Origin of the sequence: Rhodoluna sp. (genome assembly GCF_044232805.1) — a bacterium.
In the GTDB taxonomy this organism is placed as follows: Bacteria; Actinomycetota; Actinomycetes; order Actinomycetales; family Microbacteriaceae; genus Rhodoluna.
In genome coordinates, this window is sequence record NZ_JBIILG010000017.1 from 1 (window position 1) to 24,357 (window position 24,357).

The 24,357-nt window shown below is 50.5% G+C and carries 27 protein-coding genes and 1 rRNA gene; 25 read left to right on the forward strand and 3 right to left on the reverse strand.

Annotated features, from left to right (window positions below):
• From AC9UES_RS03685 to dapF, 10 genes are all read left to right on the forward strand, one after another.
• The coding region (locus tag AC9UES_RS03685) for a DNA translocase FtsK (protein WP_509526943.1) at positions 1-1,138 on the forward strand (1,138 nt) is incomplete at its 5' end.
• Positions 1,135-1,668, forward strand: a complete 534-nt coding sequence (gene pgsA / locus AC9UES_RS03690; protein WP_509526945.1) for a CDP-diacylglycerol--glycerol-3-phosphate 3-phosphatidyltransferase — start codon at positions 1,135-1,137, stop codon at positions 1,666-1,668. The genes AC9UES_RS03685 and pgsA, both read left to right, overlap by 4 nt.
• Positions 1,665-2,156, forward strand: a complete 492-nt coding sequence (locus AC9UES_RS03695) for a CinA family protein (protein ID WP_509526947.1) — start codon at positions 1,665-1,667, stop codon at positions 2,154-2,156. The genes pgsA and AC9UES_RS03695 overlap by 4 nt, the downstream gene beginning before the upstream one ends.
• Positions 2,157-2,217: 61 nt before the next feature.
• Positions 2,218-2,583 carry a helix-turn-helix domain-containing protein gene (locus tag AC9UES_RS03700; RefSeq protein WP_509526949.1) on the forward strand — a complete coding sequence of 122 codons (366 nt, stop codon included), beginning with the start codon at positions 2,218-2,220 and terminating at the stop codon, positions 2,581-2,583.
• Positions 2,584-2,587: 4 nt separating this feature from the next.
• Complete coding sequence (locus tag AC9UES_RS03705; protein WP_509526951.1) at positions 2,588-2,821, forward strand: DUF3046 domain-containing protein; 234 nt, start codon at positions 2,588-2,590, stop codon at positions 2,819-2,821.
• Positions 2,822-2,970: 149 nt separating this feature from the next.
• Complete coding sequence (gene recA, locus AC9UES_RS03710; protein WP_509526953.1) at positions 2,971-4,041, forward strand: recombinase RecA; 1,071 nt, start codon at positions 2,971-2,973, stop codon at positions 4,039-4,041.
• Between the two features lie 2 nt (positions 4,042-4,043).
• Entirely contained in the window at positions 4,044-4,532 is a 489-nt protein-coding gene (locus AC9UES_RS03715) for a regulatory protein RecX (protein WP_509526955.1), read from the forward strand.
• Positions 4,533-4,537: 5 nt separating this feature from the next.
• Positions 4,538-6,007: a tRNA (N6-isopentenyl adenosine(37)-C2)-methylthiotransferase MiaB gene (gene miaB / locus AC9UES_RS03720; protein WP_509526957.1), complete on the forward strand. Its 1,470-nt coding sequence runs from the start codon at positions 4,538-4,540 to the stop codon at positions 6,005-6,007.
• Positions 6,007-6,951, forward strand: coding sequence for a tRNA (adenosine(37)-N6)-dimethylallyltransferase MiaA (miaA, locus tag AC9UES_RS03725; protein ID WP_509526958.1), 945 nt, complete (start codon positions 6,007-6,009; stop codon positions 6,949-6,951). The genes miaB and miaA overlap by 1 nt, the downstream gene beginning before the upstream one ends.
• A gap of 9 nt (positions 6,952-6,960) precedes the next feature.
• On the forward strand, positions 6,961-7,842 hold the full coding sequence (dapF, locus tag AC9UES_RS03730) for a diaminopimelate epimerase (protein ID WP_509526960.1): 882 nt from the start codon (positions 6,961-6,963) through the stop codon (positions 7,840-7,842).
• Here the strand turns inward: dapF and AC9UES_RS03735 are convergent.
• Positions 7,839-8,450 carry a class I SAM-dependent methyltransferase gene (locus tag AC9UES_RS03735; RefSeq protein WP_509526962.1) on the reverse strand — a complete coding sequence of 204 codons (612 nt, stop codon included), beginning with the start codon at positions 8,448-8,450 and terminating at the stop codon, positions 7,839-7,841. The genes dapF and AC9UES_RS03735 overlap by 4 nt on opposite strands.
• A 41-nt stretch (positions 8,451-8,491) precedes the next feature.
• On the opposite strand from AC9UES_RS03735, the gene hflX reads away from it, so the two are divergent.
• The gene (hflX, locus tag AC9UES_RS03740) at positions 8,492-9,958 is read left to right on the forward strand and encodes a GTPase HflX (RefSeq protein WP_509526964.1); all 1,467 of its coding nucleotides are present in this window, start codon (positions 8,492-8,494) and stop codon (positions 9,956-9,958) included.
• Here hflX and lexA read toward each other — a convergent pair.
• Positions 9,944-10,615 (reverse strand): transcriptional repressor LexA, encoded by a 672-nt coding sequence (gene lexA / locus AC9UES_RS03745; RefSeq protein WP_509526965.1) that lies wholly within the window; start codon positions 10,613-10,615, stop codon positions 9,944-9,946. The two genes, hflX and lexA, sit on opposite strands and share 15 nt — an antisense overlap.
• A gap of 174 nt (positions 10,616-10,789) precedes the next feature.
• Between lexA and AC9UES_RS03750 the strand changes: the two genes are divergently transcribed.
• The 3 genes from AC9UES_RS03750 (at position 10,790) to AC9UES_RS03760 (ending at position 12,729) form a co-directional block, all read left to right on the forward strand.
• Positions 10,790-11,110, forward strand: coding sequence for a LysM peptidoglycan-binding domain-containing protein (locus AC9UES_RS03750; RefSeq protein WP_509526966.1), 321 nt, complete (start codon positions 10,790-10,792; stop codon positions 11,108-11,110).
• 66 nt (positions 11,111-11,176) lie between these two features.
• Positions 11,177-11,959, forward strand: a complete 783-nt coding sequence (locus AC9UES_RS03755; protein ID WP_509526967.1) for a HisA/HisF-related TIM barrel protein — start codon at positions 11,177-11,179, stop codon at positions 11,957-11,959.
• Complete coding sequence (locus tag AC9UES_RS03760; protein WP_509526968.1) at positions 11,956-12,729, forward strand: SseB family protein; 774 nt, start codon at positions 11,956-11,958, stop codon at positions 12,727-12,729. Before AC9UES_RS03755 ends, AC9UES_RS03760 begins: the two co-directional genes overlap by 4 nt.
• Here AC9UES_RS03760 and AC9UES_RS03765 read toward each other — a convergent pair.
• Positions 12,722-13,060: a DUF1844 domain-containing protein gene (locus AC9UES_RS03765; protein WP_509526969.1), complete on the reverse strand. Its 339-nt coding sequence runs from the start codon at positions 13,058-13,060 to the stop codon at positions 12,722-12,724. The two genes, AC9UES_RS03760 and AC9UES_RS03765, sit on opposite strands and share 8 nt — an antisense overlap.
• A gap of 206 nt (positions 13,061-13,266) precedes the next feature.
• Between AC9UES_RS03765 and infC the strand changes: the two genes are divergently transcribed.
• The 11 genes from infC to AC9UES_RS03820 all read left to right on the forward strand — a co-directional run.
• Complete coding sequence (gene infC, locus AC9UES_RS03770; protein WP_509526979.1) at positions 13,267-13,878, forward strand: translation initiation factor IF-3; 612 nt, start codon at positions 13,267-13,269, stop codon at positions 13,876-13,878.
• Complete coding sequence (gene rpmI / locus AC9UES_RS03775) at positions 13,879-14,073, forward strand: 50S ribosomal protein L35 (protein ID WP_509526970.1); 195 nt, start codon at positions 13,879-13,881, stop codon at positions 14,071-14,073.
• Between the two features lie 26 nt (positions 14,074-14,099).
• Complete coding sequence (rplT, locus tag AC9UES_RS03780; protein ID WP_509526971.1) at positions 14,100-14,483, forward strand: 50S ribosomal protein L20; 384 nt, start codon at positions 14,100-14,102, stop codon at positions 14,481-14,483.
• Between the two features lie 6 nt (positions 14,484-14,489).
• The gene (locus AC9UES_RS03785; RefSeq protein WP_509526972.1) at positions 14,490-15,284 is read left to right on the forward strand and encodes a TrmH family RNA methyltransferase; all 795 of its coding nucleotides are present in this window, start codon (positions 14,490-14,492) and stop codon (positions 15,282-15,284) included.
• 18 nt (positions 15,285-15,302) lie between these two features.
• Entirely contained in the window at positions 15,303-16,343 is a 1,041-nt protein-coding gene (pheS, locus tag AC9UES_RS03790; RefSeq protein WP_509526973.1) for a phenylalanine--tRNA ligase subunit alpha, read from the forward strand.
• On the forward strand, positions 16,343-18,841 hold the full coding sequence (gene pheT, locus AC9UES_RS03795; RefSeq protein WP_509526974.1) for a phenylalanine--tRNA ligase subunit beta: 2,499 nt from the start codon (positions 16,343-16,345) through the stop codon (positions 18,839-18,841). The genes pheS and pheT overlap by 1 nt, the downstream gene beginning before the upstream one ends.
• Before the next feature lie 44 nt (positions 18,842-18,885).
• Complete coding sequence (argF, locus tag AC9UES_RS03800; RefSeq protein WP_509526975.1) at positions 18,886-19,815, forward strand: ornithine carbamoyltransferase; 930 nt, start codon at positions 18,886-18,888, stop codon at positions 19,813-19,815.
• Positions 19,816-19,868: 53 nt separating this feature from the next.
• Complete coding sequence (locus tag AC9UES_RS03805; protein WP_509526976.1) at positions 19,869-21,065, forward strand: argininosuccinate synthase; 1,197 nt, start codon at positions 19,869-19,871, stop codon at positions 21,063-21,065.
• A complete protein-coding gene (gene argH, locus AC9UES_RS03810) occupies positions 21,055-22,455 on the forward strand; it encodes an argininosuccinate lyase (RefSeq protein WP_509526977.1) in 1,401 nt (466 codons plus the stop codon). The genes AC9UES_RS03805 and argH overlap by 11 nt, the downstream gene beginning before the upstream one ends.
• Positions 22,455-23,741 (forward strand): tyrosine--tRNA ligase, encoded by a 1,287-nt coding sequence (gene tyrS, locus AC9UES_RS03815; RefSeq protein ID WP_509526978.1) that lies wholly within the window; start codon positions 22,455-22,457, stop codon positions 23,739-23,741. Before argH ends, tyrS begins: the two co-directional genes overlap by 1 nt.
• Positions 23,742-24,237: 496 nt before the next feature.
• A 16S ribosomal RNA gene (locus AC9UES_RS03820) occupies positions 24,238-24,357 on the forward strand; the annotation flags it as partial.

The window sequence follows — 24,357 nt, forward strand, 5'->3', positions numbered from 1 at the left end:
AGATGTCGAGGGTGGCTACGTGGTGGCCAACTTAGCCAAGATGCCACACCTTTTGGTAGCTGGTGCAACCGGTGCCGGTAAGTCCAGTTTCGTAAATGCCATGATCACCTCTATCTTGATGCGGGCGAAGCCCGCTGAGGTGAGGCTAGTTTTGATAGACCCCAAGCGGGTGGAGCTTGCCGCCTACCAGGGAGTTCCACATCTGATTACACCAATTATTACCAACCCCAAAAAAGCTGCCGAAGCTTTGCAGTGGGTAGTAAAAGAGATGGATATGAGATATGACGATCTGGCGTCTTTTGGATTCAAGCACATAGACGATTTCAATAGGGCGGTAGTTGCAGGCGAGCTAAGTGTTCCAGAAGGTTCAACAAGAAAACTTCAGCCGTACCCGTACTTGTTGGTAGTAGTTGATGAGCTAGCGGATCTAATGATCGTCGCACCGCGCGATGTTGAAGACTCAATTGTTCGAATCACCCAGCTAGCTCGCGCCTCGGGAATTCATCTAGTTTTGGCAACCCAGCGACCATCGGTTGATGTGGTGACTGGATTAATTAAGGCAAACGTGCCTTCGCGCCTTGCTTTCTCAGTCTCGTCGATTACCGACTCCAGGGTGATCTTGGATCAAACCGGTGCTGAGAAACTTGTGGGTCAAGGTGACGCGCTGTTTTCCCCGATGGGAACCAACAAACCAATTCGAGTGCAGGGTGCTTGGGTAGGCGAGGTCGAGTTACACCAGGTTGTTGCTCACGTAAAGGCTCAGATGGAGCCAGAGTATCGAGCGGATGTGGCGGTTACCGCAACTGCACGAGTTGTTGATTCAGACATTGGTGATGACTTAGAGGTTCTGCTACAGGCAACTGAGTTGATCGTGAACTCACAATTTGGTTCTACTTCCATGCTGCAGCGAAAGTTACGAGTTGGCTTTGCAAAAGCTGGAAGGCTAATGGATTTATTGGAATCAAGAAACATCGTTGGCCCTTCGGAAGGATCCAAGGCCAGGGACGTTTTAGTCAAGCCCGAGGAGCTCGCCACGGTGCTGGCCCAGCTGCGCGGTGACAAGCCACAAACTTTGACGGTTTCTAACGATGACGACGAAGGCGACGAAGACGCTTGGCAGCTAACGGGTAGGCCTTGAACCTGCCAAATAGCATCACGATGCTTCGCATCTTGATGGCTCCAATTTTTGTTTTCTTACTGCTGGCTTTCCCCGAACCTGATTCTTGGCAGAGATTCCTGGCTCTTGTCTTGTTTGTGCTAGCTATCTCCACAGACGGAATTGATGGCATGATTGCCCGCCGAACCGACAAGGTCACAGATCTTGGAAAGTTTTTAGATCCGGTTGCCGACAAAGTTCTTATCGGTGGAGCTCTAGTTGCTCTTTCAATTCTGGGCGAGATTGAGTGGTGGGTTACAGCAATTATTCTCCTTCGCGAAGTTGCAGTGACTGTTTATCGGGCTTTGGTAGCCAAAAAAGTAGTGATTGCCGCGGGCTTGGCGGGGAAGCTAAAGACTATTTTGCAGGGTGTGGCAATTGGTGTTGTGTTGGCACCCTTCGAAGTCTGGGTTCCAATCTGGAGTCTTTTCGAGCTGTTTACTATTTATCTTGCAGTTGCCGCAACTTTGGTTTCTGGCATTTCGTTTTTTATGGCCGTTAGAAAAAAATGACCACGCCAGAAAAGATCCTTGATAACCTTCGAAGCCAGAAAAAGTTTCTGGTTATTGCAGAGTCCCTAACCGGTGGTTTACTGACCGCTCAATTTGCAGCCATTGCTGGCGCATCGGATGTTTTGCTAACTGGAATTGTTGCTTACGATACGAGATTGAAGCACGAGCTTCTTGGTGTCTCGAATCAGCTTTTGGAAAATCAAGGACCGGTTGACCCAGAAGTTGCGGCCCAAATGGCTGAAGGTTTGAGATCAAAGATTTCGAGTAAAACCGCAATTGATTCCGATCAAATTGTTGCCATATCCACAACCGGAGTTGCGGGACCAGGCGCCCAAGGGGATAAGCCAGTGGGGGAGCTATACATCGCGGTGTCTCAGGCCTCGGAAACCAAGGTTTTTGCCCACCAGCTAGCTGGGGAGCGGGTCCAAATCCAGAATTCTGCGGTTTTGCTGGGAGTGGGACACTTGTGGGATGAAATTACGGGATAATCTAGTTATCCATGTCAGAGCAAAAAAGTAGATTTAGTCGGACAAGCAAAAGGAGGGTCGCGTGGCACTAGTAAGAACTGAAATCGGAGATGTACTGCGGGACTTTAGGCTGCAGAAGGGCCAGACCCTGCGTCAGGTCGCATCCCGCGCCAGCGTTGCACTGGGGTACTTAAGCGAGCTAGAACGAGGCCAAAAAGAGGCTTCTTCCGAGATTTTGGCTTCGGTAGCCGAGGCCCTAGAGGTGCCGTTATCTGTTGTTTTGCGCGAGGTTTCCGACCGAATTGCCCTAGTTGAAGGCGTATTGCCAGAGGAATTCATGGCAACCAGCCTTTCTGGCAAGGAAGTGTCTGATCTGATAGTCCCAATTGGATTCGTCCAGGACTTCAACGAGCAGCTCGAAAAGGACCTGCTCGGCGGTCGCATCTAGACCCTTGCGTCTCAGCCAGTTTCAAGAGCTAATGGCCGATGAGTTCGGCAAAGCCCAATCTGATGTAATTATCCGCGACCTAGCCCTTATGGAGCTTGGAGACCTTACAGCCGCCTCACTACTGGCCTTAGGGGAAGATCCGAAGCAGATCTGGCTTGCTATTTGCCGGGTTCAGCAGGTGCCCAAGGAACGCTGGGCTGGGTTGGACAAAAAAGCTAAAAAACAACACGCCGAGTAAATAAATACTCGAAATTTTGTTCGAATCCTGCTATGGTCTTTACAAGGCAGTTTGAGGGTCAAAGTTATACACAAATTGGTGTTTTGACCCAAAGGTTGTCGCCAGCAAAAAGTATTCTCAGAACCACATCAAATCGAAAGAGGACCAAAATGCCATCAGCATCAGACCGCGAGAAAGCTCTCGACACTGCTCTAGCCCAGATCGAACGTCAGTTTGGTAAGGGTTCCGTAATGAGACTCGGTTCTGACGAGCGGGCACCTGTTGAGGTCATCCCAACCGGCTCAATCGCATTGGATGCAGCCCTTGGAACCGGTGGTTTGCCAAGAGGAAGAATTGTTGAAATTTACGGGCCAGAGTCTTCAGGTAAGACAACTGTTGCCCTACACGCTATTGCCAACGCACAGCGCGCTGGAGGAATTGCTGCGTTCATAGACGCCGAGCACGCCTTGGACCCGGAATATGCCAAGGCGCTCGGGGTCGACACTGACGCACTGCTAGTAAGCCAGCCAGACACCGGTGAGCAAGCCCTTGAAATCGCGGACATGCTCGTTCGTTCCGGATCAGTGGACGTCATCGTTATCGACTCGGTTGCTGCTTTGGTTCCACGCGCAGAAATCGAAGGCGAAATGGGTGACACCCACGTTGGTTTGCAAGCTCGGTTGATGTCTCAGGCGCTTCGCAAGCTAACCGGAGCACTAAGCAACACCAACACCACAATGATCTTTATCAACCAGTTGCGCGAAAAGATCGGTGTCTTCTTCGGAAGCCCAGAGACCACCTCCGGCGGTAAGGCTCTGAAGTTCTATGCTTCGGTTCGACTAGACATTCGCAGAATCGAAACCCTAAAGGACGGCACCGAAGCCGTTGGAAACCGCACCCGCGTAAAGGTTGTCAAGAACAAGATGGCCGCGCCATTCAAGCAAGCTGAGTTCGACATTATTTATGGAACAGGTATCTCTCGCGAGGGAAGCTTGCTGGACTTTGGTGTCGAGCACGAAGTGGTCAAAAAATCTGGTGCTTGGTACACCTACGAAGGCGAGCAGCTTGGCCAGGGTAAGGAAAACTCTAGGAGTTACCTAATTGAGAATCCTGAGGTTGCCAACGAAATCGAAAAGAAGATCAAGTCCAAACTTGGCGTTGGTGTCCCTCGCGCAGTTGCCGACCTACCGGTTGAAGAAGTAGCGCCGGAGGCCCCTAAGAAGGCTGCGTCCGCAGGCTAATCATGCTCTCCTCGGTGGATAACTTAGAAGAGCGAGCTAGAAGCATCGTCTTGCGGCTGCTTGAAAAAGGCCCCAAGTCTTCGGCCCAACTTCTAGAGGTTCTGGCAGCTAATGAGATTCCAATTGAAATTGCCAAGCCATTAATCGAGCGATTTGCTGAAGTAGAGCTAATCAACGATCAGCTCTATGCACAGGATTTAGCTGATGCCAGCCGCAGAACCAAGGGCCTGGCTCGCTCCATGGTCAAGCGCAAGCTTGAAAGCAAGGGGCTTGATCGAGAGCTAATCAATCAGGTTGCCTCTGAGATAACTGACGAGGACGAGCTAGCTGTTGCCACAGAGCTAGCAATCAAGCGCTATGGGCAACTAGGTCACCTAGATTCTGATGTGAGAAACCGCCGATTGGTTGGATTCTTGCAAAGGCGAGGTTTTGGCTCAAGCGTTGTTTTTGCTGCCATTAGGGAAGCGGAGTCCCACGCGGTAAAATCGTAAGCCTGATGCTTACCAAAACCCGCAGCTACGAGGTTCGAACCTACGGCTGTCAAATGAACGCTCACGACTCGGAGCGAATCTCTGGTCTGCTTGAAGATGCCGGTTACCTCCCAGGTGAAACTGGTGAATCCGATGTCGTCATTTTCAACACCTGCGCTGTTAGAGAGAACGCGGACAACAAGCTGTATGGAAACCTCGGAACCTTACTTGCCAAAAAGGAAGAGGACCCAAACTTCCAGATTGCAGTTGGTGGTTGTCTAGCGCAAAAAGATCGCGATCTAATAATCAAGAAGGCGCCTTGGGTTGACGTGGTATTCGGCACTCACAACATGGGATCCTTACCGGTTCTATTAGAAAGAGCCAGGCATAACCGGGAAGCCCAGGTTGAAATTATTGAGGCTCTGGAGACTTTTCCATCCGACTTGCCCACCAAGCGAGATTCAACCTACTCAGGCATGGTTTCGATCTCGGTGGGCTGCAATAACAGCTGCACTTTTTGTATTGTGCCAGCGCTTCGCGGCAAGGAAAAGGATCGTCGGCCTGGCGAAATCCTTAACGAGATCAAGGCCATGGTTGATGACGGAGTTATCGAGATTATGCTGCTAGGCCAAAACGTTAATACCTACGGAGTTGAGTTTGGCGATCGGGGAGCCTTTGCAAAGCTACTTCGGGCATGTGGTGAAATTGAGGGCCTAGAGCGGGTTCGCTTCATTTCTCCACACCCTGCTGCATTCACCGATGATGTTATAGACGCGATGGCGCAAACCCACAACGTAATGCCTCACCTTCACATGCCACTGCAGTCTGGTTCGAACTCAATTCTGAAGGCAATGAAGCGCAGCTATCGAACAGATAAGTACCTAGGTATTTTGGATAGGGTGCGTGCGGCTATGCCAGAGGCATCAATTACTACTGACATTATTGTTGGCTTCCCTGGCGAAACCGAGCAGGACTTTCAAGACACTATGGAAATTGCTACTCAGTCTCGTTTCACGATGGCTTACACCTACCAGTACTCAAAGCGCCCAGGAACACCGGCTGCCACGATGCCGAATCAGATTTCTAAAGAGGTTGCTCAAGAAAGATATGAGCGACTAATCGAGCACGTGAACGCCATCGCTTGGCAAGAAAACAAGAAACAGATAGGCAAAACTGTGGAAGTCCTAGTTGGAAACCATGAGGGTCGAAAAGACTCCCAAAACAACAGGCTCAGCGGCCGAGCAAGAGACAGCAGACTGGTTCACTTTGAGCTACCCACTGGCGAGACTGAACCAAGACCTGGGGACCTTGTCACGGTCCAGGTAACTGATGCCAAGCCATACTTCTTGCTCGCAGATCAGCCAACCGCTGGATACGCGATGGTTCCAACAAGAGCTGGCGATGCCTACGATGCGCTCGAGGCGGCATCTTGTGCTGTTGACCCAGTTTCCACCAAAGGCGTGAGCATCGGTCTTCCCACGTTGAAACGAAAGTAATGCCGGCGCAACTCATTGCCGTTGTTGGTTCAACCGGCACTGGTAAAAGCGAATTGGCAATTCGTATTGCTGAAGCAATCCGCCAAGACGGTCAAGCAGCTGAGATAGTAAATGCAGATGCGATGCAGCTCTATAAAGGTATGGACATTGGAACCGCCAAGCTACCCATTGCTGAGCGCCGCGGAATTGAACATCACCTAGTTGATGTGCTGGATGTGACGCAGGAGTCAACAGCTGCTGAGTACCAGAAGATTGCTCGAGCCAAGATTTTGGAGATTCAAGCACGCGGAGCTATGCCAATTTTGGTTGGTGGATCGATGCTTTATGTTGCAGCGGTGCTAAACAACTTTGAGTTCCCGGTTAGAGACAAGGACCTGCGGGCAATACTCGAGCAAGAACTATCTGACCTAGGACCCAATGCCATGCATCAAAAGCTAACGGAGCTGGACGCAAGTGCTGCCAGTCGCATTGACCCAGAAAATGGTCGCCGTATTGTTAGGGCACTAGAGATTGTCACACTTACCGGCGAACCCTTTGCTGCAGCCCTGCCGGATGAGATCGACTCATGGCAAGAGGTGCTTGAAATTGGTTTGCGGATGGATCGCGAGGTTCTTGTTGCCAAGTTGGAGGAGCGAGTGCGGGGGATGTGGGGCAAGGGAATGGTTGAGGAAACCGAAGCTTTGATTTCCAAGGGTCTTCGTGAATCTGTTACTGCAGGTTATGCCATTGGCTATGCACAAGCTCTAGCGCAGTTGGATGGCGAGCTAAGCCAAGAGCAGGCAATTGAATCAACCACCAAGTTGACACAAAAATATGCCAGACGCCAGATGTCTTGGTTCAAGCGTGACACCCGAATTAATTGGCTCGACGCCCTCGATCCAGAGGTAACGAGTGTGGCTATTGGCCTGGTTCGGAAGCACGGCCTCTTTGCTTCTCGCCCGTAGGCTTGGAGCATGACAAGTATTGCTTTCACCAAGGGCCACGGCACCGGAAACGATTTTGTGCTGGTTTTGGATGCAGATGGTGAGCTCGCTCTTAGTTCAAAACAGATAGCCAAGATCTGCGACCGGCGCTTTGGCATTGGTGCTGATGGTTTCATCAGGGTCGTGAAGTCAGCCAAGCTTCCAGAAGGCAAAGAGATTCTTGCAATTGAACCAGCGGCTGTTTGGTTCATGGATTACTACAACGCCGATGGCAATGCCGCGGAGATGTGTGGCAACGGTGTGAGGATTTTTGCTAGGTACCTTCTTGATCGCGGACTCGCCAAAATCGAAGGCGGCTCCACTCTTGCCGTTGGCACCAGAGCAGGGGTTAAGGATCTAACTCAAGGCTCCAATGGGTTTGCTGTTGATCTCGGCAGATGGAAGCTTACGACTGAGTTCACTGTTGAAGCTAAAGGAATTGAAGTTGCAAGGCCTGGTCAGGGTATTGAGATAGGTAACCCTCATGTTGTCGTCGCCCTCTCTAGCGATACAGAGCTCAGGGAGCTAAAGCTTTTTGAGGCCCCGGTCGTTGAACCGAAACCAGAAAACGGTGCAAACGTGGAGTTTGTAGTTCCAAGTGAACCGATGATCCAAAATGGCGTTGGTTATTTTTCTTTTAGAGTGCACGAGCGCGGTGTTGGCGAGACACTCTCATGTGGCACAGGTATCGCCGCTGCGGCTCTGGCCACGAGGTACTGGGCAGGAGCTTCTGCTCCTAATCAGTGGCAGGTCCAAGCTTTGGGTGGGTTGGTTGCGGTTCGAATGTTTGCAACCGAAGACGGTGAACACGTATCAATAAGCGGTCCTGCGGAACTTACCTTTGATGGCGAGATTAATCTAGCAAGCCTTTAGGCGGTTCGTAGAACCTTGATAATTCGGTAGGTCTTAACAGAGGTGAGCCTCGATACCTCGTAGCCATCAACCAGTGTTTCGGTCAGCCATTTCTGCAGCGAATCCGAGCCAAGATTCTTCTGAACTACCAAATAGGCAGAGGCTCCATTTTCCAAGCGAGGCAGCCAGCCAAGAAGTAACTCGTGAAGCTCCTTCTTTCCGATTCGAATTGGCGGGTTTGACCAAATTCCAGAGAAGCTGATCTCTTTTGGAACCGAATCTGGTGTGGCGGTTTGAATGTTTTCAAGCCCTATGATTTTGGCGTTTTCGGCTGTTAGCTCGAGAGAGCGGTTGTTGACATCTACCGCCCAGACTTTGGCCTTGGGGCTGTGTTTTGCAAGGTTTAGGGCGATAGCTCCCCAGCCGCAACCTAAATCAAGAATGTTGCCTTCTTGTGGAGCTAGCTCTAGGTGGTCAATTAGTACTGAGGTTCCAACATCGAGACGCAGGGGAGAGAAGGTTCCAGAGGCCGTGCTTACTTTGAAAACCTCGCCAGCAACATCGAGCTCAATTTGCTTGGGCTGGTATTCGCTTTTAGGTTCCTTGGAAAAGTAGTGATCCGAGGACATGGCTTCAATTTATCCCAATTCTGATTACTAGTGTTAGTTGGATGGAATCAGAATCGGAGCAATCAGTGTCGATGATTGATCGCATTCTCGGTCGAGACAAGAAGCTCGCCCCCACCACATTCGACACCTCAGGTTTTGACGGCGACCAGCTAGATCTAGAGGAGCGTTCAGCGCTTCGACGAGTTAGTGGATTATCCACTGAGCTTCAGGACATCTCCGATGTCGAGTATCGCCAGCTAAGACTAGAAAAAGTTGTCCTGATTGGAGTTTGGGGAAGAGGCACTGTCCTGGAAGCGGAGAACTCACTTCGGGAGCTTGCTGCTCTGGCTGAAACAGCAGGCGCTCAAGTTCTTGATGGGTTATTGCAACGAAGAGCATTTCCTGACCCAGCCAGTTATCTAGGTAAAGGTAAGGCTCAAGAACTAAAGGCCATCGTTGCCGCCTGCGAAGCGGATACGGTGATTGCCGATACCGAATTAGCACCAAGCCAAAGAAGAAACCTTGAAGACATTGTAAAAGTAAAGGTGGTTGATCGAACTGCAATTATTTTGGATATTTTCGCCCAGCACGCGAAGTCCAGGGAAGGTAAGGCGCAAGTTGAGTTAGCTCAACTTGAATACCTACTTCCGAGGCTTCGCGGTTGGGGTGAGTCGATGTCGAGACAGGCCGGTGGTCAAGTTGGTGGTGGTGTAGGAATTGGGTCGCGCGGTCCTGGTGAAACCAAGATTGAACTAGATAGAAGGCGCATCAACACCCGGATGTCCAAGCTTAGAAAGCAAATCAAAGAGATGGCCCCAGCGCGAGCAACCATGCGATCATCCAGGTCCAAAAACGAGATTCCAGCTGTTGCCATCGCTGGATATACCAATGCTGGCAAGTCCTCACTACTCAACCGAATAACTAGAGCTGGGGTGCTGGTCGAGAATGCTTTGTTTGCAACCTTGGACCCAACTGTTAGAAAGACCCAAACAGCTGATGGCCGAGAATACACACTTGCCGACACCGTGGGATTTGTAAAGGACTTGCCGCATCAGCTGGTTGAGGCCTTTCGCTCAACTATCGAAGAGATCGCTAACAGCGACCTAGTGGTGCACGTCGTAGATGCTTCTCACCCTGATCCTGCTGGTCAGATTCACACCGTGCGCAACGTATTGGCCGAAGTCGACGCTCAAAACGTCAAAGAGCTACTGGTTTTCAATAAGTGTGACCTGGTTGATTTAGAGCAGCAGATAGCTCTTCGGGGAATGGAGCCTGGAGCAATTTTGGTATCTGCTGCATCTGGCGAAGGCATTGCTGAGCTTCTGGAGAAAATCGAAGGATTATTGCCGAGGCCGGAGATACTGGTTCGGGCTCTGATTCCTTATTCGAGAGGGGATCTTGTTTCAAGAATCCATTCAGAAGCACGAATTGTTAGCGTGATCCATAAAGATGATGGCACTTTGATGGAAGCTCGCGTGAAACCTCAGTTAGCCAGCGAGCTAAACGCGTTTTTGTTAGATGCTTCTTAGAACAGCAACTACTTTTCCAAGAATGACGGCACGGTCACCAAGGATTGGCTCGAAGCTTGAGTTTCTTGGTAGTAACCAGGTGTGACCATCGCGCTGCTTGAAGGTCTTTACGGTTGCCTCATCTTCTAGCAAGGCTGCAACTATGTCACCGTTTTCAGCAGTTTGTTGCTGACGCACTACTACCCAGTCACCATCGCAGATAGCTGCGTCAATCATGGATTCACCAACAACTTTCAGCAAGAACAGGTCGCCTTTTCCAACCAGCTGACGTGGGAGCGGGAAGATCTCTTCGATGTTCTGTTCTGCGGTGATTGGACCACCGGCAGCAATTCTTCCAACCATCGGAACCATAGCGGCATCGCCGATTGGAGTCAAGTTGTCAGGCTCTGAGCCGGCATCGCCTTCGTAGCCTGGAACTTCGATCAGGACATCGATTGTTCTCGGGCGCTTGGGGTCACGGCTTATGTATCCTGCTAGTTCTAGCTGGTTCAGCTGGTGAGTAACGGATGAGGGGGAGGACAAGCCGACCTCATCGCCGATTTCTCTCATGCTGGGGACATATCCCCGCTCGGTCTTGGATCTTTGGATAGCCTGCAGGATGCGTTCCTGCATGGCACTGAGAGTTGTGGCGCGGCGGCTAGGCTTGCTGGCGTCCATAATGCCCCTTTCAGAGGTGCCCTATTGGGCTTTATCGAAACTGTATTCTAAAAATAACCCAAAATCAAACATATTTTCGAATATTTCGCTATTTTCTTGACAAAATGTCGGTGGTTCCTTGTAATCTTGTTCTAAGTAGAACACTTGTTCGAAAACCTGAGGAAAGGGACCCAAATGAGTACAGTAACTGCCCAGATTCACCCAATGAGCCCAAAGCGCAGAGCCCGCCTAGTCCGGACGCTATTTGTGCTCAGCGCCCTAATGATCATGATCGCCGGCCTGATCTTCAACCAAAGCGCCGCCGCGGTTGATCAAGGCTCCACCCAAACCACCGCCTTCAACTACATCTCCGTCATGCCGGGGGAGAGTCTTTGGCAGCTAGCTGAGACTCATGCAAAAGGTCAAAACCAGCAGGACTGGGTTACCGAGATTATTTTGCTAAACAACTTGCAAAGTGCTGACCTAGTTGCAGGAGACAGGCTCGCGCTTCCCTAGAAGTTTTTGCTGTGGGCCGCTTTTAAACCCAGCGCGTCCGTTAATCCCTGGCGCTACTGTTAAAAGGTGAGTAGCCAAGATAACAATTCAAGAAGCCAGGATATTGGCGCAGCTGCAGCACCAGAACTTTCCTCATTCGAACTGCTACCCGCAATAGATGTTTCCAACGGCCTCTCGGTGCGACCTGGCGATGAGAAATCTCAAGAGTCACTTGGCTCACCAATGGAAATTGCTTCTGACTGGATTGCCCGAGGCGCAAAATGGATCCACCTTGTCGATTTAGACGCCGCATACGGCAAGGGTGAAAACAGAAAGCTAATTTCTGAAGTGGTTTCGCTATGCTCTGGAATCAATGTCCAAGTTTCCGGTGGAATCCGTGATCAAGAGTCTCTTACAGCAGCCTTGCAAACAGGAGCCAGCAGAATCAATCTTGCAACCTCTGCGCTAGTGGACATGCCTTGGGTTGAATCTGCCATCTCAAACTACGGCAAGCAAATTTCTGTTTCGCTCGATGTTTCAGGTGCAAGATTGGTAGCACGCGGAAGTGGCGAGGACGTGGGTGAGCTAGAACAATTGCTAAAGCAGCTAGAAGAATTGAGTTGCGCAAGATACGTCGTGACCGACGTCAAAAGAGACGGGTCTTTGAATGGACCCAATCTTGAACTGCTGGAACAAGTTCTTTCGCGAACTAGCAAGCCAGTTATTGCCAGCGGCGGTATCGCTGAGCTGTCGGACCTAGAGGCCCTTATGAGCTTAAGGTCTATGGGCTTAGCTGGTGCGATCCTTGGTAAAGCTCTGCATGTTGGGCGCTTTAGCCTCGAGCAGGCGCTAAAGATTGTTAGCTCTTGAGCTACGAAATGAACCCAAACCGCTTGTCGGATTCGGCCGGTGTTCCTTGGGAGGGAAGAGAGCTCGAGGAGAATCGATTTGCTGGCGATGATGGCTCCGCCCCAAAAGAATTTGTAAATGCCATCTCAGGTTTTCGATCTGGTGATCTTGGTCAGGCGGACGTCGTCGACGCTGTAAGAGTTTCGAGGCTACTGGTGCCACTGCTTGCACAACTTGGTGAATCTGAAATAGGAGCCAACGGTCTCAAGGTGGACAAGAGCGCGGAGCTCTCTATTGTGACCGTAAAGTCTCCCGATGAACAGGATGCACTTGTTGTTTTTTCCTCAGTTGCCGCAATGCAGCGCTGGAATCCAACTGCCAGACCCGTTCCAACCGATGCCATCAGAGTCTGCTTAGCTGCTGCCTCGCAGCTAAGCACCCGTGTGGTTATTGACCCGGGCAGTGAGACCGAATTTGTCATTCGTCGCCCCGCGATTGCTCGAATAGCACAGTCGCTTGATTGGCAACCAGCTGAACTAAACCCATCAGTCAGGGAGGTTGTCGGGCAGTCAGTTACAAGCGAGAGTCAGGTTGTTGATTTTGAGCTTAGGTCTGCAGATCCAGAAGCGAAGTTAGCTGGCGCAGAACTAGAAGTTGCTCTCAAGTTAGTAAATGGAGTAAGCCCTGCTGATGTTAGGCAGCTATTGGAGCGAGTAAGTAAGCACTGGGCGGAAAGCGAAGAGTTTGCACTGGCTGTGGACTCGGTGACGATAAAGCTTTTGGCTAGTTAACGGGCCCAGTGAATTTCTCGCCTGGGCCTTGGCCCGGAGCGTCCTTTATTACGGAGGCTTCTCTGAAGGCAAGTTGGACTTGGCGTAGGGCATCTCTTAGGGGCCTTGCGTGGTGATCGCCTAGGTCTGGAGCGGCTGCGGTAATCAAGCCAGCCACCGCAGTTATTAGCTTTCTGGCCTCATCCAGGTCGCCTTTTCGGCCATCGGCAGCTAGCCCACATTGGACCGCGGCCACGCTTAGAAGGTCTACGGCGTAACGGCCGATGACCTCAACAGCTGGCAGGTCAGATATCTCGGTGATCTGCTGGTCGATTTCGTCGTATTCAGACAACTATTCTCCTTCAGGGCGTCTCATGCTAGGCTATCCCATGGCTCCGAGGTCTTTGATCTCGGTCAGAAGTGGATTAGTTTCCCACCCGCGTCTTCCGCTAAATAGGTTGCCGGGTAAAGCTTTTTTGTTTCTGCTCCTTTGGGCAAGATGCTCCTTAGTGTGGCCTAAGTCATATCGATATAGGAGTAAATATCAGCGATCCCCGCATCAATGACCGCATCAGAGTTCCCGAGGTTCGCCTCGTAGGTGCTCTAGGAGAGCAAGTTGGCGTTGTAAAGATTGAGGATGCACTGCGTATGGCGCAGCAAGCAGACTTGGACCTCGTTGAGGTCTCACCGCAATCCAGCCCTCCAGTTGCGAAGCTCATGGATTTTGGCAAGTTTAAGTACGAAGCCGCACAAAAAATTCGTGAAGCCCGCAAGAACCAGGTCAACACTGTTCTAAAGACAGTGCGTTTTGGTTTGAAGATTGACGGTCATGATTACGGCACCAAGAAAGCTCAGATTGAGAAGTTTCTGAAAGCCGGCGACAAGGTGAAGGTGATGGTGGTCTTCCGAGGAAGAGAGCAATCTCGACCAGAGATGGGCATCAAGTTGCTACAGAAGTTGGCTGAAGAAGTTACCGAGTTTGGCGCAGTTGAATCGACACCATCGATTGACGGCCGAAACATGGTGATGGTTATTGGTCCACTTAGAAACAAAGCGGAAGCTAAGGCAGACGCCAAGAAAGCTGCGGATAAGGCTGCAAAAGCTGAAGCCAAAGCGGTAACAACCGAGGAAGTAGTCCTAGAGGCTGCTAAAGAAACAGGAGAGAAGTAAATGCCAAAGCAGAAGACCCATTCGGGTGCCAAAAAGCGTTTTCGCTTCACCGGTAGTGGCAAGCTAATGAAGCAGCAGATCAACATGCGCCACAACCTTGAGCACATGTCATCTAGACGCAAGCGTCGATTGAACGCTGACCAGGTAGTTTCGGCTGCCGACTTCAAGACCATCAAGACGCTGCTCGGTAAGTAACCGACTTTATTTTTAGGAGTTAGAAAATGGCAAGAGTAAAAGGCGCAGTCAACTCGCTGAAGAAGCGTCGCGTTGTACTAGAGCGCGCAAAGGGTTACCGCGGACAGCGTTCCAGGCTTTACCGTATGGCGAAGCAGCAAATGCTGCACTCGCTGGTTTATGCATTCAACGACCGCAGAGCACGCAAGGGTGATTTCCGCAGACTTTGGATCCAGCGCATTAACGCTGCATCTCGTGCAAACGGAATGACATACAACCGCTTCATCCAAGGCTTAGGTCTTGCTGGTGTGCTAGTTGACCGGAGAATTTTGGCTGACCTTGCGGTCAACGAGCCAGCGACTTTCAAGTCACTGGTAGCAACCGCAAAAGCAGCACTTCCCAAAGACACCTCAGCACCAAAGGCTAGCTAGCCCAAAGTGATTCAGGACCCTTCGGCAGCAGAAGTAAAAGGGGTCGCAAAACTTACCAAGAAGGAGTCCCGGTTAGAGACCGGGCTCTTTCTTCTTGAGGGTCCACAGGGCCTAAAAGAAGCTCTTCAACGACCTAAGTTGATTGAAAAGATTTTTGCGACTGAGGCATTCAAAGAAAAATACCCTGACCTGATTTCGCGCTCCGAACAGGCCCGAGTAACTCTCACGATTGTTTCGGATTCTGCTCTAAAGGCGCTAAGTGACACCACAACTCCCCAAGGTGTAGTTGCTGTTTGCCAGCAATTTCACGTATCCCTAGAGGATGTCTTGGCAGCTAAGCCAAAGCTAATTGCTTTTCTGGCACAGATCCGTGATCCAGGAAACGCCGGCACCGTTTTGCGTGCAGCCGACGCCGCTGGCGCAGACGCAGTTGTTTTTAGCAAGGGCAGCGTAGATATCTATAACCCAAAGGTTGTCAGATCAACTACCGGGTCCATGTTTCATCTTCCTTTTGTTGTTGAAGCAGACATCGAGCAATCAATTGCTTCACTCAAGCAAGCAGGGCTTCAGGTACTGGCAGCCGATATCAACGGCTCATCTCTTGCAGGTGTCGATTCAGGTTCTTTGGCCAAGCCAACCGTTTGGCTTTTTGGCAACGAGGCTTGGGGCTTGGAGCCAGAGGTAGCAGCTCTTGCTGACACCTTGGTTCAGGTACCTATTTATGGAGCCGCTGAGTCACTAAATCTTGCGACAGCTGCCAGCGTTTGCCTATACGCGTCAGCCTTTGCCCAGAATGGCTAATCGCTACACTTATTATTTATGGCAAGCTCAGAGGCAATTTCCGCGGCAGAGGTTCAATCTGCCACTAAAAACGCCCTCGATCAAATAGCTGGAGCCAGTTCCATGGCGGATCTGAAGAAGGTCCGAGCCGCAGTCTCCGGAGACTCTTCCGCCCTTGCAAGCCTTAGCGCCAGGCTAGGAAAATTGCCGGCTGATCAGAAGGCCGAAGCTGGAAAACTAGTTGGATCAGCCAGGGCCCAAATCGCCGAAGCTTTCGAAAAGCGCGAGAGCGCGCTTTCACTGGAAGAAGAAAAGCTCCAGCTGGCGGGGGAGTTTCTAGACGTTACTGCTCTACCAAGCCCAGCTCGCCTTGGCGCAAGGCATCCACTCAGTTTGCTTCAAGAAAAGATCTCCTCCGTTTTTGTTGGCATGGGTTGGGAAATAGCAGAGGGACCAGAGCTTGAAAGCGAGTGGTTTAACTTCGATGCCTTGAACTTCGACGAAGACCACCCAGCCCGTGCGATGCAGGACACCTTCTTTGTTGAGCCACTAGATCAAAAGCTTGTTCTTCGCACCCACACTTCACCGGTTCAGGTTCGCACGATGCTAGATCGAAAGCCGCCGATTTTTGTGCTGTGCCCTGGAAGAGTATTTAGAACTGACGAGCTTGACGCGACTCACACACCAGTGTTTCACCAGGTCGAAGGTCTAGCTATCGACAAGGGTTTGAGTATGGCAGATCTTCGCGGGACACTGGAGCACTTCGCTCGCATCATGTTTGGTGAAGAAGCAAAAATCAGATTGCGTCCTTCGTTTTTTCCATTCACCGAACCATCGGCTGAGTTAGACGTTTGGCACCCTGGTGCGAAAGGCGGCGCTCGCTGGGTGGAGTGGGGCGGTTGCGGAATGGTTAATCCAAATGTGTTGCGCGCCAGCGGCATTGATCCAGAGGTTTATTCCGGATTCGCATTTGGAATGGGAATCGAGCGCACCCTAATGTTTAGAAACGAAGTTACCGACATGCACGACATGGTTGAAGGCGACATTCGTTTCTCAAAGCAGTTTGGAATGGTGCTCTAATGAGAGCGCCGCTTAGTTGGATCGCTGAATACGCTTCTTTACCAAAGGGCTCAACTGCCGAGTCAGTAATGGAAGCTTTGGTAAAAGTTGGATTAGAAGAAGAAGGCGTCCACAGCTTTGATCTTTCTGGGCCAATAGTTGTTGGAGAAGTTCTTGAGTTCGTCGATGAGCCACAATCCAACGGCAAAACAATTCGCTGGTGTCAGGTAAGAGTTGCGCCGAAGGGCAAGAAGGCAGCTGATGGTGGCGCGGATGTTCGAGGCATTGTTTGTGGCGCTTCCAATTTTGAAGCCGGGGACAAGGTAGTTGTTTGCTTGCCAGGAGCGGTGCTACCAAACAACTTTGAGATTTCAGCTCGCAGCACTTACGGTCACATAAGCGATGGAATGATTGCTTCGGGCAGAGAGCTAGGACTTAGCGATGATCACGATGGCATCCTAAGGCTTGCCTCAATTGGTCTTGATCCAGAAGTTGGAACAGATGCTATCGAATTACTGCAACTAGCAGACACCGCAGCCGAGGTAAACGTTTTGCCAGATCGCGGTTATTGTCTTTCGATTCGAGGAATTGCAAGAGAGTACTCTCACGCAACCGGAGCCTCTTACAAAGATCCAATCACGCTTGCGCCGCTAGTCAAGGGCGATGGCTTTGGGCTGAAAATCAATGACTCCGCGCCGATTCGAGGAAGAAAAACCTCGCAGAGCTTTGTGCTTCGCACGGCAACAAATGTTGATGCCACGAAGCCAACTCCGACCTGGATGCGCTCAAGACTAAAGTTGTCTGGCGTCCGCTCCATCTCACTTGCGGTTGACATCACAAACTACGTGATGCTCGAACTTGGTCAACCGGTCCACGCATATGATCTGGACAAGATCAAGGGTGGTTTGCTTGTTCGCCGCGCAACCAAAGGTGAAACACTCAAAACTCTTGATGGACAGGTAAGAAAGCTGCACGAAGAAGACTTGCTGATTACCGATGACTCCGGGCCAATTGGTTTAGCAGGGGTTATGGGTGGATTCTCAACTGAGGTTTCTGATTCAACCAAGAACATTTTGATTGAAGCAGCGCATTTTGATTCGGTTTCGGTGGCCCGCTCGGCCAGAAGACACAAGCTGTTTTCGGAAGCATCCAAGCGCTATGAGCGAGGTGTGGACCCGAAAGTGGGAGAGTATGCAGCCGCGAGAGTGGTGCAACTATTGGAGCAGTTAGCTGGAGCCAGTGCTGGAAAACTCGGAGCAACATTTACTGACCTAACCAAGCAGCCAGAGATTTTGCTGCCCAAGGGTTTTGCCTCTGATTTGGTAGGCGTTGATTACAGCGATGGCGAAATCACCAAGGTGCTTTCAGACATTGGTGCGGTAACAGCCAAGGACGCCTCGGGCTTGAAGGTCACCCCTCCGAGCTGGAGACCAGACCTTGTTGACAAAACAGATCTGGTTGAAGAGATCGCCCGTATCTTGGGCTACGACAGGATTCCAAGCAGATTGCCAATTGCTCCTCCAGGAAAAGGGTTATCTAGAGCCCAGCAGTTTAGATCTGGTGCACTAGATGCTCTAGCAACTGCAGGCTATGTTGAAATTCTTAGTTACCCGTTTGTTTCCGCAGAACACAATGGCTGGTTTCAAGATGCTAAGCAGGCGGTAACCCTCGCTAACCCAATTCAAGAAGAAGCAGGGCAGCTCAGGTTGTCGTTGATCCCAGGTCTAATTGAAACTGCAAAGAGAAATCTCTCTCGTGGATTCACTGACCTAGCTCTGGTTGAGCAAGGATCGGTATTCAAGTCGGTAAAGCAGGTCAAAGTTTCTTTCCCAGATACCTCTTCTCGTCCAAGTGATGCCGATATAAAAGCATTAAACGTGAGCATTCCATTGCAGCCCAAGCACCTGGCTGGAATCTTCCTTGGTAACAGATTGGATGCTCAGCCGGGGACCAAGCCAGTTCGCTTTGGTGTCCAGGATGCGCTTTATGCGGCAAAACTTGTTGGCCAGGCAATCGGAGTCTCATTTGATCTCAAGCAGGCCGAACCAACCGGATATCACCCTGGAAGGTCTGCGGAACTACTAGTAGGAAACAGAGTTGTTGGATTTGTTGGAGAGATTGCGCCAGCAATTACTAAGCAAGCCGATTTACCAAGAACAGTTGGAGTTTTTGAAATTGATTTGGATGCGCTGCTAAACGCAGCCCCTGAATCAGTTGTTGCAAAGCCAATTGGCACATTGCCCGCTTTGACCCAGGACCTTTCTTTGGTGGTGAGTGTTGATGTTCCAGCGCAAGATGTTTTGAACACCGTTCGAGAGGGCTGCGGAGAGTTACTAGAAGATATCTCGCTAACCGATGACTACCGCGGTAGTAACATCTCCGAAAACTCTAAGTCCCTGACCTTTGCACTTCGATTTAGAGCTATGGATAGAACCCTCACTCAGGTAGAAGCTTCCGAGGCGAGAGACAGGGCAGTTGCTCTTGCGAGCAAGAGATTCAAGGCTGAAATCAGGGCCTAGCTAGTTTCGTTCGGGGCATTCTGCAAAAGTAAAGGATTGAATTCATGACCAGACACTTTCTGCGTGATGATGACCTAAGCCCTGCTGAGCAGGCGGAGATTCTAGATCTTGCCGATTCACTCAAGTTGGGTCGCTTCAGTTCAAACGTATTCGCGGGACCGCAAACTGTTGCGCTAATTTTCGACAAGCCATCAACTAGAACCAGAGTTTCTTTCTCGGTTGGTGTAACAGAGCTTGGGGGAGCACCCCTGATTATTGACTCGGCAACTAGTCAATTAGCTTCCAAAGAATCGGTGGCAGATACCGCCAGGGTTCTTGATCGCCAAGTAGCGATGATCGTTTGGCGAACATATCTACAATCAGGCCTCGAGGAAATGGCCGCCAACTCAAAGGCCCCAGTAATCAATAGCCTCAGTGACGAGTTTCACCCCTGCCAGGTACTTGCAGATCTCATGACCATTCGCGAAAAACTTGGAAGCTTGCATGGGAAGGTCTTATCTTTTATCGGCGATGCCTCAAATAACATGTCTCATTCGTACCTGCTTGCTGGCGCAACTGCTGGAATGAAGGTTCGAATAGCGGGGCCAGCAATGTACCAACCAAATGCGAAGGTTTTGGAAAAGGCAAAAAAGATTGCGGAATCTACTGGGGGCTCCGTTGATTGCTATACCGATCCGAAACTGGCCTTGGTTGATAGCGATGTGGTGGCAACCGATTCTTGGGTCTCCATGGGGCAAGATGGTCAGAAGGCTGAGAAGATCGAAGCTTTTGATGGTTTCCGACTAGACACCGAATTGCTTTCAATAGCAAAACCATCAGCCATCGTGCTTCACTGCTTGCCTGCTTATCGGGGCTTGGAAATTACCGACGAGGTGCTTGAGGGAGGCCAGTCAGTTGTATGGGATCAAGCCGAAAACAGGTTGCACGCCCAAAAGGCGCTAATGGTTTGGCTGGCTCAGCGAGCTAAAGCCTAAGATTGAACTAGCTTCCCCCTCTTTGGGGAAACACTAGAGCTTGTAGGAGCGAAATGGCCCAGCGTGTTGTTCTGGCGTATTCGGGCGGTCTAGATACCTCGGTTGGGATCGGTTGGCTCAAAGACGCCACCGGTAAAGAAGTAGTAGCCATGGCCGTTGACGTTGGTCAAGGTGGCGAAGACATGGAAGTTATTCGCCAGCGCGCTCTTGATTGTGGTGCAGTCGAAGCCGTTGTTATCGACGCCCAAGAAGAGTTTGCCAGCGACTACATAATGCCTTCATTGAAGGCCAACGCTCTTTATCAAAAGCGCTACCCGCTGGTTTCTGCAATTTCTAGGCCCTTGATTGCAAAGTATCTTGCCAAAACAGCTCACGAGCTTGGCGCTGACACCGTGGCTCACGGTTGCACCGGTAAAGGTAATGACCAGGTTCGTTTTGAAGCATCCGTTGCGGCCCTAGCTCCAGATCTTGTGTCGATTGCCCCAAATCGTGACTTGGCACTAACCAGGGATAAGGCAATTGAGTATGCGGCTAAACACAATTTGCCGATTGAACAATCCAAAAAGAGCCCCTATTCAGTCGATCAAAACGTTTGGGGACGAGCGGTGGAGACAGGTCTACTAGAAGACCCTTGGAATGCGCCAATTGCAGACATATATACGTACACCCAAGACCCAGATGTTGTGAGGGACCCAACTGAGGTCATCATCAAGTTTGATGAGGGAATCCCGGTTGAAATTGATGGCGTTCGATACAGCCCGATTGCCATGATCAAAAAGATGAATGAATTGGCTGGCAACCACGGTATCGGAAGAATCGACATTGTGGAAGATCGCCTGGTTGGCATCAAATCCAGAGAAATCTATGAAGCCCCTGCAGCGATTGCTTTGATTCAGGCCCACGAAGAGCTTGAGAACCTAACTCTTGAGCGCGACGTGAATCGCTTCAAAAAGGGCATTGAAGACAAATGGGCCACGATGGTTTACGAAGGTCTGTGGTTTTCAGACCTGAAGCGATCGCTCGATGTCTTTATTGATCACACTCAGCGTTACGTAACCGGTGAGGTTCGCCTCAAACTTGCTGGAGGTAGGGCAGTCGTTACCGGGCGGCGCTCCGAACAGAGCCTATATGACTTCAACCTCGCTACCTATGACACTGGAGATAGCTTCGACCAGTCACTAGCCAAGGGCTTTATTGAGCTTTGGTCACTTCCCAGCAAAATTTCGGCAAGGCGTGCCAATGGCAAATGAACATATCCCAGGATCGCTTTGGGGAGGAAGATTCAGTGGAACTCAGGCAGAGTCGGCTGCAGCTCTTGGAAGATCTACTCACTTTGATTGGCGACTAGCCACTTTCGACATTGCTGGATCCAAGGCTCACGCCAAGGCACTGTTTTCTGCAGGGTATCTAAATAACGATGAAGCAGAGCGGCTAACCAAGGTGCTAAACCAACTGCTTCAAAGAGTTGAATCGGGCAGCTTTACTCCAAAGCCACAGGATGAAGATGTTCACTCGGCGCTCGAGCGTGGACTAATCGAAATCGCGGGAGCCGAGCTTGGCGGAAAGCTTCGCGCTGGAAGGTCACGAAACGATCAGGTTGCAACCCTGATTCGGATGTATCTTCTCTCGGAATCCAACGTCATCGAAAAGCTGGTTCTTGAGTTGATTGCCGTTTTGACAGCACGTGCCGAAGAGCATCTTGGATCTTCGATTCCCGGTAGAACACACATGCAGCACGCACAACCTGTTCTGCTTTCGCATCACCTGTTGGCCCACGCCTGGCCACTAACTAGAGATCTAGAGAGATTACGCCAGTGGCGCTCGCGAGCTAACTTATCGCCATATGGAGCGGGCGCGTTGGCTGGTTCTAGCCTTGGCCTTGATCCACAACTTGTTGCAACCGAGCTTGGTTTTGCCGGCACCACACAGAATTCAATTGATGGAACGGCTTCTAGAGATGTGGTTGCTGAGTTTGCATTTATCTTGTCGATGATCTCAATCAATCTCTCGCGTTTTGCAGAAGAGATAGTGATTTGGGCGACCGTTGAGTTTGGCTTCATCAAACTAGATGACGCCTACTCAACTGGATCCTCAATCATGCCCCAAAAGAAGAATCCAGACGTTGCAGAGCTGGCCCGAGGAAAGTCCGGAAGACTCATTGGAAATCTCACTGGCTTACTAGCGACTTTCAAGGCCCTGCCTTTGGCATACAACCGAGACTTGCAAGAAGACAAGGAGCCGGTTTTTGATTCGATCGATACCCTGGCCTTGCTGCTTCCCGCATTCACTGGAATGGTGGGCACCATGAGATTTGATCTTGACCGCATGGAGCTTTTGTCCTCTTCTGGATTCTCGCTGGCAACCGATGTTGCCGAATGGCTCGTGAAGAAGCAAGTTCCATTCCGTGAAGCACACGAAATAACCGGAAAGCTAGTTGCTTACTGTGAGGCAAACGATCTTGAATTACACCAGGTGCCGGATGCAGATCTCGCAAAGATTTCAAGATCGCTTACCGGTGAGCTAAGAGAAGTACTATCTGTTTCTGGTTCGATTAAGTCTCGCACGGGTGCTGGTGGAACATCGCTTCCTCGCGTGCTTGAGCAAATAACTGAGCTCAAAAGAAGTTGGGGCAAAATCTAATGACTCTTTCAAATCAGGCTAATGACAAGTCCTTTGCCGGGATTTGGGAGGAACTAAAGTGGCGCGGACTAATCTCTCAGTCCACCGATGAGGCTGAAATATCTAAAAAGCTCAACTCGTCTTCTGTTACTTTTTATATTGGCTTTGACCCGACCGCTGCCAGCTTGCACCTTGGAAACTTAGTTCAGCTGCTTGTAATGCGAAGATTGCAGCTTGCAGGGCACAAGCCAATTGTTTTGATTGGTGGATCGACAGGATTAGTGGGGGACCCTCGCCCAACTGCCGAGCGTGTGCTAAACGATAAAGAGACAGTGACGGCATGGGTAGACAAGCTCTCCGAGCAGGCTTCGAGGTTTGTTGATTTTGAGGGTTCGAGTGCTGCCAAGCTTGTGAACAACATGGACTGGACCCAATCTCTTAGCGCAATCGATTTCCTTCGTGAAATCGGCAAGCACTTCCGGGTTGGGAAAATGCTGGCCAAGGATGCCGTTAGTGCCAGATTGAATTCCGAGCATGGCATTAGCTACACCGAGTTCAGCTACCAGATTCTGCAGGGCTATGACTTTTTGGAATTGTTCCAGCGGCACAACTGCACCATGCAAATCGGTGGCTCGGATCAGTGGGGAAACCTAACTTCGGGTTCTGATTTGATTCACAAAGTCACTGGTTCCAGCGCGCAGCTTCTGGCAACACCTTTGATCACAAACTCGGATGGCAAGAAGTTTGGAAAGTCTGAAGGCAACGCCGTCTGGCTGGATGATTCCATGACTAGCCCATACGCTTTTTACCAATTCTGGCTAAACGTAGAAGACGCCGATGTAATAGACCGCCTAAAGGTGTTCACGTTTTTGTCCAAACAAGAAATTGATGAGCTTGCCAAGAAGGTGGCCAGTGAACCGCACCTTCGGGAGGCCCAACGGACCCTGGCCCTTGAGGTCACCTCAATTGTTCATTCCAAGGAAGCTGCCCTGGCGGCCATCGAGGCATCCAAGGCCCTGTTCGGCCAGGCCGCATTGACAGATCTTTCCGAGGCTGATCTTCGCTCAGCCCTTGCTGAGCTTCCAAGTGTGAGTGCTCCGATTGGGTCCTCAATAGCCCAGTTACTGGTGGATTGCGGGCTGGAAGCCAGTGTTTCAGCTGCCAGAAGGGCTATTCGCGAGGGTGGGGTCTATCTAAACAACGAAAAGGTGCTCGATGAAACCCAAGGGTTGGATCAAATGCTGCATGGGAATATCGCTGTTTTGAGACGCGGAAAAAAGACCCTCGCGGCAGTGTTTTTAGGCTAGGAATTCTTGCCAGAAACCCTTTATTTTCAAGGGTTTGATTTGACTTTATGCCAGCCAACAGCGTAATCTTGTGAGGTTGCCCAAAGCTTGGATTTCTGCATAGAAAACCGGCTCAAGTACAGCCAATCGAAACCGAAATAGGGGTTTTTTGCCCCCTTTTTTCGGGTCTAAGATTGAAGGTCCATCATCTAAATAAGAAGTAAAAAAGTTTTTGGTTTTTGCGTCTTTGGAAAATGATGAATCTGGATATCGCCCTGGAGATTTCTTTAGTTAGAAATTCCCAAGCGCATCCGATCCTTGAGAACTCAACAGCGTGCACAATGTCGATGCCAAGAACCTCTTGGCTTTATTTGGCTTGCCAAATGAAGTGAAGAGAACAAATTGGATTAGACAGATTGTCAGACAATCTGATTTAGTCAGATCAAATTGATTGCCCCATTTTCCGGGGCATTCGTTCTAGTTTGCTTTTCGAGCTTGCTCGAGAAGCTGCTTAACTTTTACGGAGAGTTTGATCCTGGCTCAGGACGAACGCTGGCGGCGTGCTTAACACATGCAAGTCGAACGATGAAGCTGGAGCTTGCTCCAGTGGATTAGTGGCGAACGGGTGAGTAACACG

Bases quoted from the DNA above. Each gene is read 5' to 3' on its own strand.
- rplT (WP_509526971.1), top strand. From the start codon at position 14,100: ATGGCAAGAGTAAAAGGCGCAGTCAACTCGCTGAAGAAGCGTCGCGTT.
- AC9UES_RS03715 (WP_509526955.1), top strand. From the start codon at position 4,044: ATGCTCTCCTCGGTGGATAACTTAGAAGAGCGAGCTAGAAGCATCGTC.
- pheT (WP_509526974.1), top strand. From the start codon at position 16,343: ATGAGAGCGCCGCTTAGTTGGATCGCTGAATACGCTTCTTTACCAAAG.
- miaB (WP_509526957.1), top strand. From the start codon at position 4,538: ATGCTTACCAAAACCCGCAGCTACGAGGTTCGAACCTACGGCTGTCAA.
- AC9UES_RS03750 (WP_509526966.1), top strand. From the start codon at position 10,790: ATGAGTACAGTAACTGCCCAGATTCACCCAATGAGCCCAAAGCGCAGA.
- dapF (WP_509526960.1), top strand. From the start codon at position 6,961: ATGACAAGTATTGCTTTCACCAAGGGCCACGGCACCGGAAACGATTTT.
- argF (WP_509526975.1), top strand. From the start codon at position 18,886: ATGACCAGACACTTTCTGCGTGATGATGACCTAAGCCCTGCTGAGCAG.
- hflX (WP_509526964.1), top strand. From the start codon at position 8,492: ATGGAATCAGAATCGGAGCAATCAGTGTCGATGATTGATCGCATTCTC.
- AC9UES_RS03695 (WP_509526947.1), top strand. From the start codon at position 1,665: ATGACCACGCCAGAAAAGATCCTTGATAACCTTCGAAGCCAGAAAAAG.
- tyrS (WP_509526978.1), top strand. From the start codon at position 22,455: ATGACTCTTTCAAATCAGGCTAATGACAAGTCCTTTGCCGGGATTTGG.
- AC9UES_RS03805 (WP_509526976.1), top strand. From the start codon at position 19,869: ATGGCCCAGCGTGTTGTTCTGGCGTATTCGGGCGGTCTAGATACCTCG.
- pheS (WP_509526973.1), top strand. From the start codon at position 15,303: ATGGCAAGCTCAGAGGCAATTTCCGCGGCAGAGGTTCAATCTGCCACT.
- miaA (WP_509526958.1), top strand. From the start codon at position 6,007: ATGCCGGCGCAACTCATTGCCGTTGTTGGTTCAACCGGCACTGGTAAA.
- lexA (WP_509526965.1), bottom strand. From the start codon at position 10,615: ATGGACGCCAGCAAGCCTAGCCGCCGCGCCACAACTCTCAGTGCCATG.
- recA (WP_509526953.1), top strand. From the start codon at position 2,971: ATGCCATCAGCATCAGACCGCGAGAAAGCTCTCGACACTGCTCTAGCC.
- rpmI (WP_509526970.1), top strand. From the start codon at position 13,879: ATGCCAAAGCAGAAGACCCATTCGGGTGCCAAAAAGCGTTTTCGCTTC.
- argH (WP_509526977.1), top strand. From the start codon at position 21,055: ATGGCAAATGAACATATCCCAGGATCGCTTTGGGGAGGAAGATTCAGT.
- AC9UES_RS03735 (WP_509526962.1), bottom strand. From the start codon at position 8,450: ATGTCCTCGGATCACTACTTTTCCAAGGAACCTAAAAGCGAATACCAG.